The sequence below is a fragment of the Thalassospiraceae bacterium LMO-JJ14 genome (assembly GCA_021555105.2).
In the GTDB taxonomy this organism is placed as follows: Bacteria; Pseudomonadota; Alphaproteobacteria; order Rhodospirillales; family Casp-alpha2; genus UBA4479.
Window position 1 is genome coordinate 2316358 of record CP134604.1, and the last position, 16031, is coordinate 2332388.

Below are 16031 nucleotides of genomic sequence, written 5' to 3' on the forward strand. Positions count from 1 at the left end.
ATAGAACATGTCCATGTTCCTTGCCGTCGTTGCCTTGTTCGTGGCGTTTGGCGCATTGTGGTTTACCAGCGAAATTGCCCGGCGCGTTGATTTGCGCAACAAGACGGTGCTGGGTGCGCATACGTTTTCTGAAACGGATTCCCTGCAACACGCGGAAAGACGGATCAGGGAACTGTCGCTCGGATTGCAGGCCGCAGAACAAAAAATTCAGTCCCTGAACATGCAAAGCAGCGAGTTGGAAAATGAGATCTCAGTCTCGGATAGCCTGAACGCGAAGCCCGCCAGACCAATCAGCACACTGGATATTCTTCGTGGTGCGCACCGGTTTTACCCCAGTGACAGCCATAATTCCTGATCCCGGCGGAATAATATGCAGGATTGCATATTTTCCTGTTTGCGACCTTTTGGGCGCGTCGTCGCCGTTAACCTTTCAAGGCCGCAGTTTCATTGACCTTTTGGCCTTAAAAATTTAAAATATAAACCGTTTAGTGTAAGTTCTGCTAAGTGTACCCGGCGTGTGGGTGGGCGGCAGAACGTTTTGGGTTGGAATTGGATGAGGGTTTAAGGCTTAAATGGCCAGTGTACCCAAGCCAACGGCTATAGCGACAACGGCACCGGCACACACGTCCCGGACTGTCGGTGCATCTACACGCGTTGCCGCTACCTCGACTTCCCAGGTCGACGCGCTGAATGCGGGCACGAACATATCTTTCGACGCCGCTGCCTCCGGTTTCCAGAACGAGCAGAATCATTCCCAGCTAAGCAGGGAAGGGCACCAGCGCCAACAATATACGGATCCCGGATTTGACCGTTTGTTTACGGCGAATACGCATGACTTTGCACGGATCTTCGAAAATCAGGACAAATCGAATGTCGCAGGCAGCCGAAGCAAGAATCAATCGCAACCGGTTGGCCGCCCTGTTGCCAGCGTCATCAAGACCTATGAAACGAATGCTCTGGTTATTTCGGGGCAACAGCCCTTAAACGGCACAACGTTCAGCTTTAATCTCTGATCTCTGTTTTTATTTGAATTCATTGCGGCGTGACGCATGTCACTTCGCAATTCGCCCTGTCCCGATAGTTTGCCTATCGGAGACATAAAACATGGCACTATCTACGACACTTACAACAGCGGCTTCCGGCTTACGCGCAACGTCCGTTCGCGCCAGCAGTGCCGCCAACAATATCGTCAACATCAACACGCCCGGCTTCGAGGCGAGCACGCTCAGCCAGCAGACGGTCTATAGTGGCAGCAACCCGGGTGGTGGAACGGCGGTCGAAGCGCAACTGATCGGCAGCGGTCTTGCACCGGACCTGGGGCAGGAACTGACGACCTTGATCGAAGCGGAAACGGTTTACCGGGCAAACGCGGAAGTTTTCAGAACCGCTTCCGAACTTTCTCGCCGGACACTCGACGCCCTCGCATAGGTGCGGACAGCATCCGCCTTTTCCCGATGTAAAGATTCGGTTTACCATTCCCGCATATTGTAACGGCACGTGAACTGTTTGGAGTTGCTTGCGCAAATGCCAGCCGATGTCAGCAATGCATTCGATGTGGCGTTCTGGTTCGCCGACACGGCGCTGAACGAGAATGAATACTTGCAGCCGCAGAAATTGCAGCGTCTGCTTTTTCTGTCCCAGGCTTATTATTGCATCGTGCATCCGGGCCGTAAGCTCATGCCGGCGATTTTTGTTGCCGACGAGATTGGACCGATCGAGCCGAATGTGCATATGGCCTTTTCAAGGGGCCGGCCTGAGATCGATGCCGAATTATTTTTGCCATTCGAAGTCGAAGAATTTTTGTCCGGCATCTGGCGCCGCTTCGGGCATATGCCTGTTGAACGGCTCGACGGTATCACGAAGGAAACAAGCGCCTACAAGAATGCCATCAAACGTGGACCGCGTGCCGAGATGACGCTCAAGGAAATGGGCGTGTCGTTCGTTGACAACCGCGAAGCGCCGGCCGCAGAACAGGTCGCCAAAAAGAAAATTTTACGGACTCAATCGGGCAGAGCTGTTCAGGTGAAAGCTTGGGTGCCAGGTGCGAAATAGGTTTTGCATATTTGTTTAAAACAACGAATCGACTTTAAAATATGCGTTGTTTATTTTGTGTGTACGATGACTGTGTAGAAATAATCAATACGTGACTCTGACAATATCTATCGCTTCACAATCAAAAGGATGTAAGGTGATACAGTTGTTTAGGGTATTCTGCTTCGATTGGCTTGCAGGAAAATTTATCAAGTGTGATGCGTTGCACTTCCGATGTTATCCACAAGCTGTTATAGAGTTCTGACTTTTTATTGACGGGAGGTTTTATTTTTATGGCGAAAGCAGCAACGAAAAAAGCAGCGGCTAAAAAGCCGGCTGCTAAGAAGAAGGCACCGGCGAAAAAAACGGTAGCCAAGAAAGCACCAGCTAAGAAGGCGGTCGCGAAGAAGAAGGCTCCGGCGAAAAAGGCAGTAGCCAAGAAGGCCCCTGCCAAGAAGAAGGTTGCCGCGAAGAAGAAGGCACCGGCGAAAAAAACGGTAGCCAAGAAAGCGCCTGCCAAGAAGAAGGTTGCCGCGAAGAAAAAAGCACCGGCGAAAAAGGCAGTAGCCAAGAAGGCACCTGCCAAGAAGAAGGTTGCCGCGAAGAAAAAGGCACCGGCGAAAAAGGCAGTAGCCAAGAAAGCACCTGCCAAGAAGAAGGTTGCCGCAAAGAAGAAGGCACCGGCGAAAAAGGCGGTTGCTAAAAAAGCGCCTGCCAAGAAGGCGGCAGCTAAAAAGAAGGCACCTGCCAAGAAGAAGGCTCCGGCCAAGAAGCCGGCACGTCGTAAAGCGGCCAAGAAATAATCAGTCATTCCGGCGCCGATTGGCTGCCTGATTGGACGATTACAGAATGGAGCGCTGTCCTGGGGGGCAGCGCTCTTTTCATATTGCATTCCTGTAGAAATCTAAAACTCTGACTTTTACGCCCTGCCGCACAAGCATGAGCGGACCATGTTTATGCCCGGCGCATTTGCATGGCAGGCGTTTTTTTCGAGGTGACGATAACCGGTCTGAAATTGAGTCTTCGCTCTAGCCCATGACCTTGCTATAGGCCTTGTCGATCCTTGTTCTCTTTATTTTCAGACATGCACGCTCCCCCAGTTTGCATTATCGTTACCTGCGTCATTCATGTCTGTCACCGTACCGATCAGGGAAAACTCACCATGTCATCAAATACCTTCAAGATCGCCGTCATGCCCGGCGATGGCATCGGTCTCGAAGTGATGGACGCCTGCATAGCCGTCCTGAATACCGTCACCAAAAAGATTGGCGGCCCCGGGCTCGACCTTGAACATGTTCCCGGCGGTGCCGCGCACTACCGCGATCACGGTACGGATCTGCCTGAAGAAAGTTTCGAGGCCGCGCGTGCGGCGGATGCCATTCTGTTCGGCGCCATGGGCTTGCCGGATGTCCGCAAGACGGATGGTACCGAAATAAACCCGCAACTCGATCTTCGTTTCGGGCTTGAGCTTTACGCCGGAGTCCGTCCGGTCCGTGTATTGCCCGGCGCGCCGACGCCGCTGGCCGACCCGCGTGCCCAGGATATCGATCTCGTATTGATCCGTGAAAATACCGAAGGCCTTTTTGCCGATATCCGCAAACCGCGCCATGACGATGGCGAGCAAGCCGAAGACCGCTGCCTGATAACCCGCAAGGGTTCCGAACGGGTTATTGAGTATGCCTTCAAACTTGCCGAAACACGCGCCCGCACGCGAACCGATGCCCGGCGCGTGACATGCGTCGACAAGGCAAATGTGCTGCATTCCATGGCGTTCTTTCGCACGATCTTTGACGAGGTCCGCGCACGGCATCCGGAAGTTGAAGCCGATTACGGATATGTCGACGCCATGGCGCTCAATCTCGTCAAGCGGCCGTGGGATTATGACGTCATGGTGATGGAGAACCTTCTCGGCGATATCCTTTCCGATCTGACGGCGGGCATCGTCGGCGGACTCGGCATGGCACCGTCGGGCGATATCGGCGACAAGCACGCACTGTTCCAGCCGTCGCACGGCAGCGCGCCGGATATTGCGGGGAAAGGCCTGGCCAATCCGGTGGCCATGATCCTGTCGGCGTCGATGATGCTGACCTGGCTCGGCGCAGAGCACGGCGAAGCACTCTGCACGGAAGCGGGTGCGATGATCGACAAGGCCGTCGCGGATGCGTTTGCCACCGGCCAGTTGAAGCCGAGTGAATTCGGTGGTCCGCACGGCACCAGCGACATCACCAATGCGATATTGAATGAAATTTAGGCAGAAAAATTTTCTGAATAAGTTCGCGTCAAAATCTTTTCAAGCTGATAACGCCACATTAAGGTAACAGTCATAAGACGTGGAAATGCACAACAGGGCTGAGTGAGGGGATACTACGCGAGTGACAAACTCGGAACAGGACGACCCCCTGAAACCTTTCGATGAAATGCTCGAGCCGGATGGCACGGTTCGAATGGCCTACGCGCAATATGGCGAATGGCTGGACGGCATCAGCAAAGACACCCTGATCCGCAAAGACCAGCAGGCCGACATGATGTTCCGCCGGCTGGGCATTACCTTCACGGTTTATGGTGACGCCGAGTCGACTGAACGGATGATCCCGTTCGACATCATTCCGCGCATCATCGATCCGGATGAGTGGGATTTTCTGGCCCGCGGTACGGTGCAGCGTGTTGATGCCCTGAACGCTTTTCTGGACGATGTTTATCACGATCAGGCGATCCTCAAGGCCGGTCGCATTCCGCCTGAACTGGTCCTCAACAACGATGCTTACCGGCCGGAGATGTTGGATCTGGATTTGCCGCGGCGAGTTTACGGTCATATCGCCGGCGTCGATGTCGTCAGAACAGGCCCCCGGGAGTTTTACGTTCTGGAAGACAATGTCCGTACGCCGTCGGGTGTGTCCTACATGCTGGAAAACCGCCAGACCATGATGAGGCTGTTTCCGGAGCTTTTCGCTACCAACCATGTCGCACCGATCGGCCGGTATCCGACGGAGCTTCGCAACAACCTGAAATCCGTGGCACCCGTCGGCGTCGACGATCCGACGATTGTTCTTTTGACGCCGGGTCGTTTCAACAGTGCCTATTTCGAGCATGCATTCCTGGCCACTGAAATGGGTGTGCGTCTGGTCGAAGGCCAGGATCTGTTCGTCGATGAAGGTCTTGTTTATATGCGGACCACGGCCGGCCCCAGAAGGGTCGACGTCATCTATCGGCGTATTGACGACGATTTTATCGATCCGTTGGCATTCCGCCCGGATTCCATGCTCGGCGTACCGGGCTTGCTGTCGGTTGTCCGCCGCGGCCGCGTGACGCTGGCCAACGCCATCGGCACCGGCGTCGCTGACGACAAGGCAATGTATGTCTATGTCCCGGAAATGATCCGCTTTTATCTGGGCGAAGAACCGATCCTGCAGAACGTGCCGACGTACAGCCTGCGAAATCCGGATGATTACAAATACGTCCTGGAAAACCTTGAAAGCCTTGTCGTCAAGGAAACTCACGGTTCCGGCGGTTACGGTATGCTTGTCGGACCGAAGAGCACGAAAAAGGAACGCGAGGAATACGCGCTTCGCCTGAAGGCAGATCCTGATTTGTTTATCGCGCAACCGACACTTTCGCTTTCCACATGTCCGACATGGGTCGATCAAGGTGTGGCTCCGCGCCACGTCGACCTCAGGCCATTCGTATTGTCTGGGCAGCGCACCACGGTCATGCCGGGCGGTTTGACGCGTGTCGCCCTCAAGGAAGGGTCGCTTGTCGTCAACTCCTCGCAAGGCGGTGGCACCAAGGACACATGGGTGCTGGAATGATGAACGCGACGACCATGTTGAGTCGCACGGCGGACAGTCTGTATTGGCTCGGGCGTTACGTCGAGAGAGCTGAGAACAGTGCACGCCTGCTTGACGGCGCACACCACCTGAACCTGCTGCCGCTTACTTCTGAAGAGCAGAACCAACTATGGCGTAAACTTTTCCAGAGCGAGAATGAAATTCAGGCATTCATGGAAAAGCATAATCAGTTTACCGACAAGAATGTCATCGAATTCCTGACTCTCGATAAAGATAACCCTTCAAGCATCCTGTCGTGCATCGCAGGCGCACGCGACAATACCCGCGCCGCCCGGGCGGAACTGACGACGGAAATATCCCAATGCATGAACCAGACATGGATCGATATCCGTGGTGTGACCATGCAGAATATCGATGAGCGCGGCATTCAGGATTTTCTCGATTTCGTGAAGGAACGCGCGCATTTGTTCAAGGGTGTGATTTACGGAACCATGCGCCGCGGTGAACCTTTCCTGTTCTGGGAACTTGGAACGGCACTGGAGCGGGCTGAGAATACCTCACGCCTGATCATGACACGCGCGGACGCTTTCCACCGTGTCCATCGCCGCGATGACGGCTTTGATTTTTACCGCTGGGGGACGTTCCTGCGTTCCGCCAATGCGTATAGCGCCTATCGGCAAATATACGGTGATATCGACCCGGTTTCCGTTGCCGAGATGCTGATCCTGAACACGAATATTCCGCGCTCCCTGCTGGCCTGTATTGAGGATACGACGGAAATTCTGAAGACCCTTCGCCGTGAAGCGCCTTGCGCGGAAATGTCGGAGCGGCTGGCCGCCGAAATCCGCGCCATCAGGCTGGACCAGATCCTGCGCTCGGGACTGGACAACTTTTTGAACGATTTCAGAAAACAGGTCCATGCACTGAGCGATCAGATCCGCATAGACTTCATGATGGTCCGCTAGGGGGCAAAGATGCGATTGAACATTGCCCATGAAACCTTTTACCGGTTCGCCGAACCGGCCAAGCATTCCATTCAGTACCTGCGCCTGACGCCGGGACCGAGCACCTGTCAGCGGGTTCTCTCATGGTCGGTATCGACACAGGGGACGATCACACCATGGATAGACGGCTTCGGTAACAGTGCGCATGTCTCGACCATTGACGAAGAACACGACGAAGTGAAAGTCGTCGTCGAAGGCATCGTTGAAACCGTCGATACATCCGGTGTGCTGCCGGCAAGGGACGGGCTTCCTCCTGCACTTTTCCTGCGCGACACGCCGTTCACCACTATCGGCGATGCCACCAAGGCGCTGGCCGCAAATCTCGTCGACGAGATCAGAAACGACACCCTTCCCGGACTGCATAATTTGATGGACCGTATCGCCGACGAGGTGACGTACACACAAGGCGCGACGACCATAGAAACCTCGGCCGAGGAAGCGGTCGCAGCCGGCTCAGGGGTCTGTCAGGACCATGCACATATATTCCTGACATGTGCACGGTGGGCCGGTATACCGTCCAGATACGTTAGTGGTTACCTTCTGGCGGGGCAGGGGAATGACAGCCATGTCGCATCCCATGCCTGGGCGGAATGCCATGTTCCCGGTCTCGGCTGGGTCAGCTTCGATCCGACCAATCGGCAATCGGCCACCGAGGAATATGTGCGACTCGCGATCGGCTTCGATTACATGAGCGCGGCGCCCGTCCGGGGATCACGTCTGGGCGGCGGCGTCGAGGAGATGTCGGTTCGCGTGCAGGTCGAGCAAACGCAGAACTAAAGCCGCTTCCAGGCGCACGACCGGATACCGTTCGTATGCTGCTGCATGTGCGAAAAGATACTTGATCAAACCCGATTTCATGGCCATTGATAGGGCTGATTTTCATCAAAAGGTGAAACATGACCTATTGTTTGGGTATTCGCTTGAACGACGGCATTGTGTTTGCGGCAGATTCCCGCACCAATGCCGGTGTCGACAACATCTCGATGTTCCGCAAGCTTTTCACCTTCGAAACGCCGGGTGAGCGTGCCATCTGTGTAATGACTGCCGGTAACCTGGCAATCACCCAAGCGGTTATCTCGCAACTGGAGGAGGGGCTCGACGACGGCACCGAGGAAGATACCCTCTATAACGTGCCATCGCTTTCTGAAGCGGCGAAGATGGTCGGCCACGCCCTCAGAAACGTTCGTGCGCGGGACGATGAATATCTGAAATCCGAATCTGCGGATTCCAGCGCGACATTTATCGTCGGCGGGCAGATCAAGGGGCGCCGCATGCGCCTGTTTCTGGTTTATTCCGCCGGCAACTATATCGAAGCGACCGAAGAAACGCCGTATATGCAGATCGGCGAGTCCAAATACGGCAAACCAATCCTGGAACGCGTCGTGACCCCGGAAATGGATTTGGCGCAGGCGGCCAAATGCGCCCTGGTTTCGATCGACAGCACGATCCGCTCCAACGTTGCCGTCGCGCCGCCGATCGACATGGTACTGATCCGCGCCGACGAATGCCGTATCGGCATGATGCACCGGATCATGGCGGACGAGCCGTATTATACCGATCTCTCGAAGAACTGGGGCGAGGGGCTGCGCAATCTGTTCGACAGCCTGCCGACACCTGACTGGCTATACGACGAACACTCGGATAAATCCGCCTAGACGATCATCACAACCAGGAACAGGAACAGGATGCTGATGACAATCAGCGCCATGGTTCCTGCGTGCATGGTTTGCGAGATCGGCGATTTGTCACCATGCTGGCGTTCGATCATCGCGGTAATCTCGCCGAGGACAACCAGCGCTTCGTCGCGGATCATTCGGTCCAGTTTGCCGATCATACCGCCGGTACAGCGCAGCACACACGGCAGGAATTTTCGGTATATCCAGTCCGTATCGAGATTCAGCGACGGCATCTCCGCAGGATACCAACCGCTCCTGATCAGCACGATGAATGCCAGTAAGGCGAAAACCAATAACTGTAGCTGGGTAATGACGTGCGCCGTCGTATAGGGCGTGTAATCGACGGGGAACGGCAGGATTGCATACAGCGGGTCCGGATAGACACCGATAAAAATACACAGAAATGCCGTTATCGCCATCGCCAGCAGCATGTTCCACGGCGCTTCCTTGACGCGCCGGCCGCTGTCATGTGCGAAGAAGGCAAAGTAGGGAATCTTGATGCCCGAATGCTCCATCACACCGGCGGAAGCCATCAATAGAACGATCCAGGCGATCCAGTGGCCTTCACCCGCTGCTGCGGTCATGATCATGGATTTCGTGACGAATCCCGAAAACAGCGGGAACGCCGAGATCGACATGGCGCCGATGGTGCAGAAAATCGCCGTGAACGGCATCGATTTGTAGAGCCCGCCCAACTCGGATGCCTTGCAGGTCCCGGTACGGTACAGCACAGCTCCCATCGACATGAACAAAAGCGCCTTATAGAGGATATGCGCAAACGCATGTGACGCCGTGCCGTTCAGCGAAAGTTCCGTACCGACACCGATGCCGACGACCATGAAGCCAAGCTGGTTGTTCAGGGAATAGGCGAGCACTTTGCGAAGATCGTTCTCAATGACGGCAAAGAAAATCGGAAACGCGGTCATCGTCGCGCCGATGGCAATCAGGATTTCCGTTCCGGCGAAGCCGCGCGCCAATGCATAAACGGCCAGCTTGGTCGTAAATGCGCTCAGGATCACGGTCCCGGTTACGGTGGCCTTGGGGTACGAATCCTGCAGCCAGTTATGCAAAAGCGGGAAAGCGCATTTGATACCGAAAGCGATGAAGATCAGTTTCCCGGCAAGGGTTTCGATGCCGATATGATCGAACGACAGTGAGCCGGTCTGTTTGTACCAGAGAAGCACGCCGGACAGCAGAATCACGCCTGAGCCGACCTGGATCAGCAGATAACGCATGCCTGTCTTGTACGCGGCTTCGTTTCTCGATGCCCAGATCAGGAACACCGAAGAAATCGCCGTCAGTTCCCAATACACGAACAGGGTAATCAGATCGCCGGCAAAAACCGCGCCGACCGCGGCCCCGGCATAGATAAGCGCCGATATCTGCTGCATCTGGTCTTTCACATGCAGCGCGTACAACATGCCGAGGAATGCCGCCAGATGGAAAATATAGCCCCAGACAAGGCTCAGCTTGTCGACACGCAACAGTTCTAGGGTGTAACCCAGCGCATCGATCGTTGCGCTGTCGCCGACGTTAAGGCCGAGCGTGTAAATGAAACCGACAATCGGCACCGCCAGCAGCGCCCAGCCGCGGATCGACGCCGGAATCAACGGCGCGACGACACCGGCAACGATCATGATCAGACCGGGATTGAGGCTATTCATCGTAATAATCCTCGTCCCGCTTGATCAGTTTTCTGAGGAATTTACCGGCCATGACGATGCCGAAGAAGGCGATGAAACCGAAAATGCCGTAAAATCCGGCCAATTCCTCGACCGCATAATGCGGATGTTTGTGATAGACGAAGTCCGCGAGGAACAGCAGCGCGCAAATCGCATAGACCGCATAGACGACCTTGTCGACGTTCTTTGGATTATCCAGCCAGTACTTTTTCGGATCGTGCATCTTTGGTGTGTGCTCGCTCATCGATCAGCCTCCGAAAACCGGTGCCAGGAACGCGCGGATGCGGTCCACATAAAAGAACAGGGCAAAACAGCCAATGGTCGTCAGTACAATCGGTGCCAGACACAGGATCGGCGCATCCTGAACGCCTTGTCTGCCGAACGTCAGCGGACGCAACAGCGGGTGCGTCGAAGGCGCATGATGATGGGCGTCATGCCCGTGATCATGATCGTGCTCGGTGGCGGGCGCGGGCGGTTTTTCCTTGCCGAAGAAGCCGTACAGCACCACCGGCATCAGATATGCGATGTTGAGCAGCGATGAGATCATCAGTACGGCGATGAAAATCACCTGATCGGTCTCGGCGGCCGCCAGCGCCAGATACCACTTCGACCAGACGCCGCCGAGCGGCGGCAAACCGATGATCGACAGCGAGGCGATAAAGAAACAGAAGAAAGTGACCGGCATCTTGCGGCCAAGCCCGTGCATGTCGGAAATCTCGGTCTTGTGCGCAAAAACGATGATGACACCGGCACAGAAGAACAACGTAATCTTGCCGAATGCGTGCATCACGATATGCAGCGTCGAACCCATGGCACCGATGTTCGACGCCAGCATGGCGCCCAGTACGATATAGCTGAGCTGACTGATGGTCGAATAGGCGAGCCGCGCCTTGAGGTTGTCCTTGCGCATGGCGACAAGCGACGCCAGCAGGATGGTCATCCCGGCAACATACGCCAGCCAGGTCGATGCGCCTGTATCCCTGAGCGTATCCAGACCGAAGATAAAGACACTCACCTTGATTACGGAAAACACGCCCGCCTTGACGACGGCGACGGCGTGCAGCAACGCAGACACAGGTGTCGGCGCCACCATGGCCGCCGGCAGCCAGCGGTGGAACGGCATCAGCGCCGCCTTGCCGATACCGTAGATATACAGCCCGAACAGCACCACGATGACGCCTTCAGGTGCATTGCCGGCGAGAATGCCGCCCTGTTTGAAGTCGAGCGTACCGACCTCGACATAGGTCCAGATCGTCGCCGTTAGCAGGAAGGTGATCGAAGTACCGATCAGGATGCCCAGATAAACCCGCCCGGCGCGCCGGGCTTCGTCAGTGCCTGAGTGGGCGACCAGCGGAAACGTCGAAATTGTCAGGATTTCATAGAACACGAACAGCGTCAGCATATTACCCGCATAGGCGATACCCAGTGCTGACATGATGGCGATGGCAAAGCAGAAGAAGAAACGAGTCTGATTGCTCTCGTGGTGGCCGCGCATGTAGCCGAAGGCATAGAACGACGTCAAAATCCACAGGAAGCTGGCAATCCCGGCGAAGATCATGCCAAGCGGTTCCAACGTGAACGTGATCGAAAGCCCCGGCAGCATTTCTATCAGGGTAAGGGTCGGCCGCACGCCGGAATCGACAATCTGGATCAGTTGCCAGACGATCCCGAACAAAACCACCGCCGTGATTACGGTCAGCCCGTCACGGATGTTTTCCGAGGCCGGTCCGGAAAGCAAAAGCAGGAATGCCCCCACGAACGGGATCAGGAGGGATAGAAGGACGAGAGTCTCGGGGCTCATTTCGATCCTCCGAGCAGAGTCTGTGCCGCGCTCATGGCGACTTCACCGGTATAGGTCGCATCGATGCCGAACCAGAAGGCGGCACCCAACAACACATACGTCGGCACCAGCAGAGTAAGTGGCGCTTCTGTCCGGTCCTCATTGCCGATCGCCGGGTTGCGGAAATACATGATTTCAACGACACGCCAGACGTAAATCACGGCCAGCAGGCTCGACAGCATGATCAGCAGGGCCACCGGCCACAACCCGGCGGCAAGCGCACCCTCGACCAGATAGAACTTGGAAATGAAACCGACGGTCAGCGGCACGCCGATCAGCGAGAACCCGCCAGCAACGATGGCAGCCGCCGTCAACGGCATGCGTTTGGCAAGCCCGGCCATGTCTTCGAGTTTGACCGAGCCGATGACGTAATAAACGCACCCCAAAGCCATGAACAGACCACCCTTCATCAGAGCGTGGTTGAACATGTGGATGATGCCGCCGGCCAGTGCCGGGGCATTGCCGATCGACATGCCGAGAATCATGTAGCCGACCTGCGCGACGCTGGAATAGGCAAGCAGGCGTTTGACATTAGACTGGTATATCGCAACCAGGGAGCCTGCGAACATACCAACGATGGCTAGCACCATGACCGCGGTCCGCACACCGTATGTTTCCAGCGGATCGACATCGCCGAAAACCGTGAATATCAGCCGGATCAGTGCATATACGGCGACCTTGGTCGCGGTCGCGGCAAGGAAAGCCGTCACCGCCGAGGGCGCAAAGGTATAGGCATTGGGCAGCCAAACATGCAGCGGGAACAGAGCAAGTTTGAGGCCGAAACCGACAACAATGAAGGCCAGTGCAGCATGAATGGTTGCGGTGTTCTGCACGGCAGGCAGCAGGGATGCCAGATCCGTCATGTTCAGGGAACCGGTCATCATATAGACCATGCCGAGACCGATTACATAAAACGTCGCACCGAGGGTGCCCAAAATCAGATATCTGAGGGACGCCGTCAGTGCCCGGCGGTCGTCACCCAAGCTGATCAGCACATACGTCGCAAGTGACGACACTTCCAAGAATACAAACAGGTTGAACGCATCGCCGGTGACGGCCATGCCGATCAGCCCCGCTGTGCAGAGCAGCATCATGCAATATGCGAGATAGTGCCGTTCGCTGGGAATCTCACGTTCGATGCTTTGTTTGGCATAGGGCATGACGACAGCGGCAATGGCCGAAACAATGACGACGACAAGCGCCCCCAATTCATCGACGTGATAGACAATCCCCCAGGGACCATCCCAATCACCCAGATTGTAGACAATAGTGCCATTCGCCATCACCTGCTGGATCAACACCACCGAAAGGAAGAAATTGACGATGGCGATGAGCGTGGCCCACCCCCATGCAAACGTGCCGTTCCTGACAATAACGCAGAACGGCGCCGCCATCAGCGGAACGATCACAACCAGGACGGAAATATGCTCGGCGAGAAACGTCACTCCTGGCGCTCCTCTTGCTCGCGGACTTCATCGTCTTCGATGGTGCCGAAGCTTTCCTGAATTCGTACGACGAGCGCCAGCCCGAGCGCCGTCGTCGCAACGCCTACGACAATGGCCGTCAGGATCAGGACATGGGGCAGGGGGTTGGAATAGACCTCGATCCCGTCAGCCAAAATCGGCGCGGTGCCGCCCTTGATCTTGGCCATCGAGATATAGAAGACGAAAACAGAAACCTGAAAAACGTTCAACCCGACGATTTTCTTGATCAGGTTTTCGTGGGAGATGACGATATACAGGCCGATCATCATCAACAGGAAGACGATCCAGTAATTCAGCAGCCCCGGGAATTCATATTCAATCATCACCGGCGCCTCCTGTGGCATCCTTCGGCACCGGATTTACATCCGTTGCCGCACGTCCGGCAAAGGCGCAGAAAATGGTCACGATACCGGCAAAGACCGTCATGCCGACGCCAGCCTCGACGAGAAGAATTCCAATGTGCTGACCATGGGTCGGTTCGTGCGAAAGAATATTGTAATCGAGGAATTTGCTACCCAGGAGCATGCAGACAACGCCGACGCCCGAATACAGCAGTACACCGAGCGAGAGCAACAGCCTTGTCAGCCATGAGGGCAGGGCCTTGCGTAACGTACCGAGACCGAAAATCAGACCATAAAGTATATAACCGGAAGCGAAGATGACCCCGGCCTGAAAGCCGCCACCCGGCCCGAAATCGCCATGCCATTGCACATAGAGTGCAAACAGGAGAATGAACGGGATCAGCAGCTTCGAGACAACACGAAGGACGCTTTTGCGATGCATCATGACTTCGGCCCTCCATCGCCGCTGCCCTTTTTGCGGCGTCTGTTACGTCCGATCAGGGTCAGAACACCGACGGCGGCGGTAAAGATGACGAAAGTCTCTCCCATTGTGTCGTAACCGCGGTAGCTGGCCAAAACCGACGTCACAACATTGGGCAGGCCGATTTCTTCCGCAGAATCATTCAGATATCGTGGCGCCACATGATTATGAATAGGCGCGCTTGGGTCGCCGTAGAGCGGCATGTCGATACTGCCGTAAACCAGGGCCGCAAACATCAGCACACACACGAACAGTCCCTTGATCGTCCGCGTGCTCGGCGTCACGTTTTCACGATCAGACGTCAAAGCCAGCGTCCCGATCATCAGCACCGTGGAAGCACCCGCACCGACGGCGGCTTCGGTGAAAGCGACATCGACAGCGTCCAGGATGACGTAAAGCGTGGCGCCCATCAGCGAGTAGATACCGCTCAGCATGACGACCGCGAACAGATTGCGGATACGCGCAATGGCAATGCCCGTGATCGCCATGATTACCAGTGTTGCCACGTTCAGCAGGTCAGAAGTGATGACTTCTATATTCATCAATCGCCCCCGACAACGGTCTTGGTCTTGCGGGCAAGTTCGCGTTCTTCATCCGTGTCGACTTCCGGCAGCACATCGTGATTGATGGCGGCACGCGCCAACGCATATGTTGCGGTCGGGCTAGTGAAGAAGACGAAAATCAGGATCAGCACCAGTTTAGCGCTTACCAGCGTGAAGCCGGCCTGAAACATCAAACCGACGAACACAAGACCGATACCCAGTGTATCGATCAGCGATGCTGCATGCAGCCGCGCATAAACATCTTTCAGTTTGAGGATTCCGTAACCGCCGATCAGGCAGAACACGATCCCGCCGACAATGAAAGTCCAGCTCACGACATCGAGGATCTGGTCCATCAAATGTCCCCCGCCGGGTCGCCGTCGTCACCATGCCCCATGTCGGAATATGTAACGTATTTGGTGACGGCAATGGTGCCGATGAAGTTGATCAGTGCGTAGACCATGGCGAGGTCAAGAAATTCCGGCCGCCCATCGACGAATCCGTAGATGGCGATCAACATGACGGATAGCGTCCCGAAGATATTAACGGCCAAAATCCGATTATAGATGCTTGGGCCGATCAGCGCGCGCACGAGAACCAAAAGCATGGTCACGACAACACCGGCAGCAGCGGCGGTGAACATCATGAACCCGGACTCCCGATTTGCGGCACGGGATCGCCGACGAGCTTGCACACTTTTTCGTTCATCTCGCCGGTTCTGAGACCGTCGGCCGTATCGTCCATGATTGCATGCACGACGATATAACCGTCTTCAGCCGCCAACGAAACCGTACCGGGCGTCAGCGTAATCGAATTCGCATAAATTGTTTGTCCTAACTCATCGGACTGGCTAGCCGGAACGCTGAGCACCTGTGGGCGTATGCCCCCGCAAAGGATTGCCCTGGCAACCGCTATGTTGGACATAACGATTTCTTTTAATAGCCATGGAAAATACGTCAGACCGGGCAGGGTCAGATGTATCGGGTGGCCTTCGTGGTCAACGATATCCAAGCGCCGTGAGATCAAGACGCATAAAGCGATTGAAGCGACACCTAGGATGATAATCAGAGTCAGCCAGTACCCCGATAAAAGAACCCAAAATCCCGCTAATGCAGCAGCCAGTGCAATGGCTTGAAACACACATGCTCCCCTTTGTGCCGTCCCT

General features: G+C 55.5%; 20 protein-coding genes. 10 read left to right on the forward strand and 10 right to left on the reverse strand.

The window, feature by feature from the left end; translation table 11 throughout:
• Nucleotides 1-7: 7 nt before the first annotated feature.
• The 10 genes from L2D14_10830 to L2D14_10875 all read left to right on the forward strand — a co-directional run bounded on the left by L2D14_10830 (nt 8) and on the right by L2D14_10875 (nt 8475).
• Nucleotides 8-355: a hypothetical protein gene (locus L2D14_10830; GenBank protein ID WNJ98366.1), complete on the forward strand. Its 348-nt coding sequence runs from the start codon at nt 8-10 to the stop codon at nt 353-355.
• 217 nt (nt 356-572) lie between these two features.
• Nucleotides 573-1013, forward strand: a complete 441-nt coding sequence (locus tag L2D14_10835) for a hypothetical protein (GenBank protein WNJ98367.1) — start codon at nt 573-575, stop codon at nt 1011-1013.
• 91 nt (nt 1014-1104) lie between these two features.
• The gene (locus L2D14_10840; GenBank protein ID WNJ98368.1) at nt 1105-1428 is read left to right on the forward strand and encodes a flagellar basal body protein; all 324 of its coding nucleotides are present in this window, start codon (nt 1105-1107) and stop codon (nt 1426-1428) included.
• Between the two features lie 96 nt (nt 1429-1524).
• Nucleotides 1525-2052: a hypothetical protein gene (locus L2D14_10845; GenBank protein WNJ98369.1), complete on the forward strand. Its 528-nt coding sequence runs from the start codon at nt 1525-1527 to the stop codon at nt 2050-2052.
• 272 nt (nt 2053-2324) lie between these two features.
• Nucleotides 2325-2834, forward strand: a complete 510-nt coding sequence (locus L2D14_10850; GenBank protein WNJ98370.1) for a hypothetical protein — start codon at nt 2325-2327, stop codon at nt 2832-2834.
• A gap of 359 nt (nt 2835-3193) precedes the next feature.
• Nucleotides 3194-4282 carry an isocitrate/isopropylmalate dehydrogenase family protein gene (locus L2D14_10855; GenBank protein ID WNJ98371.1) on the forward strand — a complete coding sequence of 363 codons (1089 nt, stop codon included), beginning with the start codon at nt 3194-3196 and terminating at the stop codon, nt 4280-4282.
• A 166-nt stretch (nt 4283-4448) separates the two neighbouring features.
• The gene (locus L2D14_10860; GenBank protein ID WNK01678.1) at nt 4449-5837 is read left to right on the forward strand and encodes a circularly permuted type 2 ATP-grasp protein; all 1389 of its coding nucleotides are present in this window, start codon (nt 4449-4451) and stop codon (nt 5835-5837) included.
• Nucleotides 5822-6781: an alpha-E domain-containing protein gene (locus tag L2D14_10865; protein ID WNJ98372.1), complete on the forward strand. Its 960-nt coding sequence runs from the start codon at nt 5822-5824 to the stop codon at nt 6779-6781. Before L2D14_10860 ends, L2D14_10865 begins: the two co-directional genes overlap by 16 nt.
• A gap of 9 nt (nt 6782-6790) precedes the next feature.
• Nucleotides 6791-7597, forward strand: coding sequence for a transglutaminase family protein (locus L2D14_10870; protein ID WNJ98373.1), 807 nt, complete (start codon nt 6791-6793; stop codon nt 7595-7597).
• Nucleotides 7598-7716: 119 nt separating this feature from the next.
• Nucleotides 7717-8475: a proteasome-type protease gene (locus L2D14_10875; GenBank protein ID WNJ98374.1), complete on the forward strand. Its 759-nt coding sequence runs from the start codon at nt 7717-7719 to the stop codon at nt 8473-8475.
• Here the strand turns inward: L2D14_10875 and L2D14_10880 are convergent.
• The 10 genes from L2D14_10880 to L2D14_10925 are packed head-to-tail and all read right to left on the reverse strand — an operon-like array spanning nt 8472 to nt 16006.
• The gene (locus L2D14_10880; GenBank protein WNJ98375.1) at nt 8472-10160 is read right to left on the reverse strand and encodes a Na(+)/H(+) antiporter subunit D; all 1689 of its coding nucleotides are present in this window, start codon (nt 10158-10160) and stop codon (nt 8472-8474) included. The genes L2D14_10875 and L2D14_10880 overlap by 4 nt on opposite strands.
• A complete protein-coding gene (locus L2D14_10885) occupies nt 10153-10422 on the reverse strand; it encodes a hypothetical protein (GenBank protein ID WNJ98376.1) in 270 nt (89 codons plus the stop codon). Before L2D14_10885 ends, L2D14_10880 begins: the two co-directional genes overlap by 8 nt.
• A 3-nt stretch (nt 10423-10425) precedes the next feature.
• A complete protein-coding gene (locus L2D14_10890) occupies nt 10426-11979 on the reverse strand; it encodes a proton-conducting transporter membrane subunit (GenBank protein ID WNJ98377.1) in 1554 nt (517 codons plus the stop codon).
• The gene (locus tag L2D14_10895) at nt 11976-13463 is read right to left on the reverse strand and encodes a monovalent cation/H+ antiporter subunit D family protein (protein WNJ98378.1); all 1488 of its coding nucleotides are present in this window, start codon (nt 13461-13463) and stop codon (nt 11976-11978) included. The genes L2D14_10890 and L2D14_10895 overlap by 4 nt, the downstream gene beginning before the upstream one ends.
• Complete coding sequence (locus L2D14_10900; protein ID WNJ98379.1) at nt 13460-13825, reverse strand: cation:proton antiporter subunit C; 366 nt, start codon at nt 13823-13825, stop codon at nt 13460-13462. The genes L2D14_10895 and L2D14_10900 overlap by 4 nt, the downstream gene beginning before the upstream one ends.
• Nucleotides 13818-14288 carry a Na(+)/H(+) antiporter subunit B gene (locus L2D14_10905; GenBank protein ID WNJ98380.1) on the reverse strand — a complete coding sequence of 157 codons (471 nt, stop codon included), beginning with the start codon at nt 14286-14288 and terminating at the stop codon, nt 13818-13820. Before L2D14_10905 ends, L2D14_10900 begins: the two co-directional genes overlap by 8 nt.
• Nucleotides 14285-14866: a DUF4040 domain-containing protein gene (locus tag L2D14_10910; GenBank protein WNJ98381.1), complete on the reverse strand. Its 582-nt coding sequence runs from the start codon at nt 14864-14866 to the stop codon at nt 14285-14287. The genes L2D14_10905 and L2D14_10910 overlap by 4 nt, the downstream gene beginning before the upstream one ends.
• Nucleotides 14866-15222 (reverse strand): monovalent cation/H(+) antiporter subunit G, encoded by a 357-nt coding sequence (gene mnhG / locus L2D14_10915; GenBank protein WNJ98382.1) that lies wholly within the window; start codon nt 15220-15222, stop codon nt 14866-14868. The genes L2D14_10910 and mnhG overlap by 1 nt, the downstream gene beginning before the upstream one ends.
• Complete coding sequence (locus L2D14_10920; GenBank protein ID WNJ98383.1) at nt 15222-15512, reverse strand: monovalent cation/H+ antiporter complex subunit F; 291 nt, start codon at nt 15510-15512, stop codon at nt 15222-15224. Before L2D14_10920 ends, mnhG begins: the two co-directional genes overlap by 1 nt.
• Nucleotides 15509-16006: a Na+/H+ antiporter subunit E gene (locus L2D14_10925; GenBank protein ID WNJ98384.1), complete on the reverse strand. Its 498-nt coding sequence runs from the start codon at nt 16004-16006 to the stop codon at nt 15509-15511. The genes L2D14_10920 and L2D14_10925 overlap by 4 nt, the downstream gene beginning before the upstream one ends.
• Nucleotides 16007-16031: the final 25 nt, after the last annotated feature.

Excerpts from the sequence above, each read along its gene's own strand:
- L2D14_10830 (WNJ98366.1), top strand. The coding sequence starts at position 8 with ATGTCCATGTTCCTTGCCGTCGTTGCCTTGTTCGTGGCGTTTGGCGCA.
- L2D14_10835 (WNJ98367.1), top strand. The coding sequence starts at position 573 with ATGGCCAGTGTACCCAAGCCAACGGCTATAGCGACAACGGCACCGGCA.
- L2D14_10840 (WNJ98368.1), top strand. The coding sequence starts at position 1,105 with ATGGCACTATCTACGACACTTACAACAGCGGCTTCCGGCTTACGCGCA.
- L2D14_10845 (WNJ98369.1), top strand. The coding sequence starts at position 1,525 with ATGCCAGCCGATGTCAGCAATGCATTCGATGTGGCGTTCTGGTTCGCC.
- L2D14_10850 (WNJ98370.1), top strand. The coding sequence starts at position 2,325 with ATGGCGAAAGCAGCAACGAAAAAAGCAGCGGCTAAAAAGCCGGCTGCT.
- L2D14_10855 (WNJ98371.1), top strand. The coding sequence starts at position 3,194 with ATGTCATCAAATACCTTCAAGATCGCCGTCATGCCCGGCGATGGCATC.
- L2D14_10860 (WNK01678.1), top strand. The coding sequence starts at position 4,449 with ATGCTCGAGCCGGATGGCACGGTTCGAATGGCCTACGCGCAATATGGC.
- L2D14_10865 (WNJ98372.1), top strand. The coding sequence starts at position 5,822 with ATGGGTGCTGGAATGATGAACGCGACGACCATGTTGAGTCGCACGGCG.
- L2D14_10870 (WNJ98373.1), top strand. The coding sequence starts at position 6,791 with ATGCGATTGAACATTGCCCATGAAACCTTTTACCGGTTCGCCGAACCG.
- L2D14_10875 (WNJ98374.1), top strand. The coding sequence starts at position 7,717 with ATGACCTATTGTTTGGGTATTCGCTTGAACGACGGCATTGTGTTTGCG.
- L2D14_10880 (WNJ98375.1), bottom strand. The coding sequence starts at position 10,160 with ATGAATAGCCTCAATCCCGGTCTGATCATGATCGTTGCCGGTGTCGTC.
- L2D14_10885 (WNJ98376.1), bottom strand. The coding sequence starts at position 10,422 with ATGAGCGAGCACACACCAAAGATGCACGATCCGAAAAAGTACTGGCTG.
- L2D14_10890 (WNJ98377.1), bottom strand. The coding sequence starts at position 11,979 with ATGAGCCCCGAGACTCTCGTCCTTCTATCCCTCCTGATCCCGTTCGTG.
- L2D14_10900 (WNJ98379.1), bottom strand. The coding sequence starts at position 13,825 with ATGATTGAATATGAATTCCCGGGGCTGCTGAATTACTGGATCGTCTTC.
- L2D14_10905 (WNJ98380.1), bottom strand. The coding sequence starts at position 14,288 with ATGATGCATCGCAAAAGCGTCCTTCGTGTTGTCTCGAAGCTGCTGATC.
- L2D14_10910 (WNJ98381.1), bottom strand. The coding sequence starts at position 14,866 with ATGAATATAGAAGTCATCACTTCTGACCTGCTGAACGTGGCAACACTG.
- mnhG (WNJ98382.1), bottom strand. The coding sequence starts at position 15,222 with ATGGACCAGATCCTCGATGTCGTGAGCTGGACTTTCATTGTCGGCGGG.
- L2D14_10920 (WNJ98383.1), bottom strand. The coding sequence starts at position 15,512 with ATGATGTTCACCGCCGCTGCTGCCGGTGTTGTCGTGACCATGCTTTTG.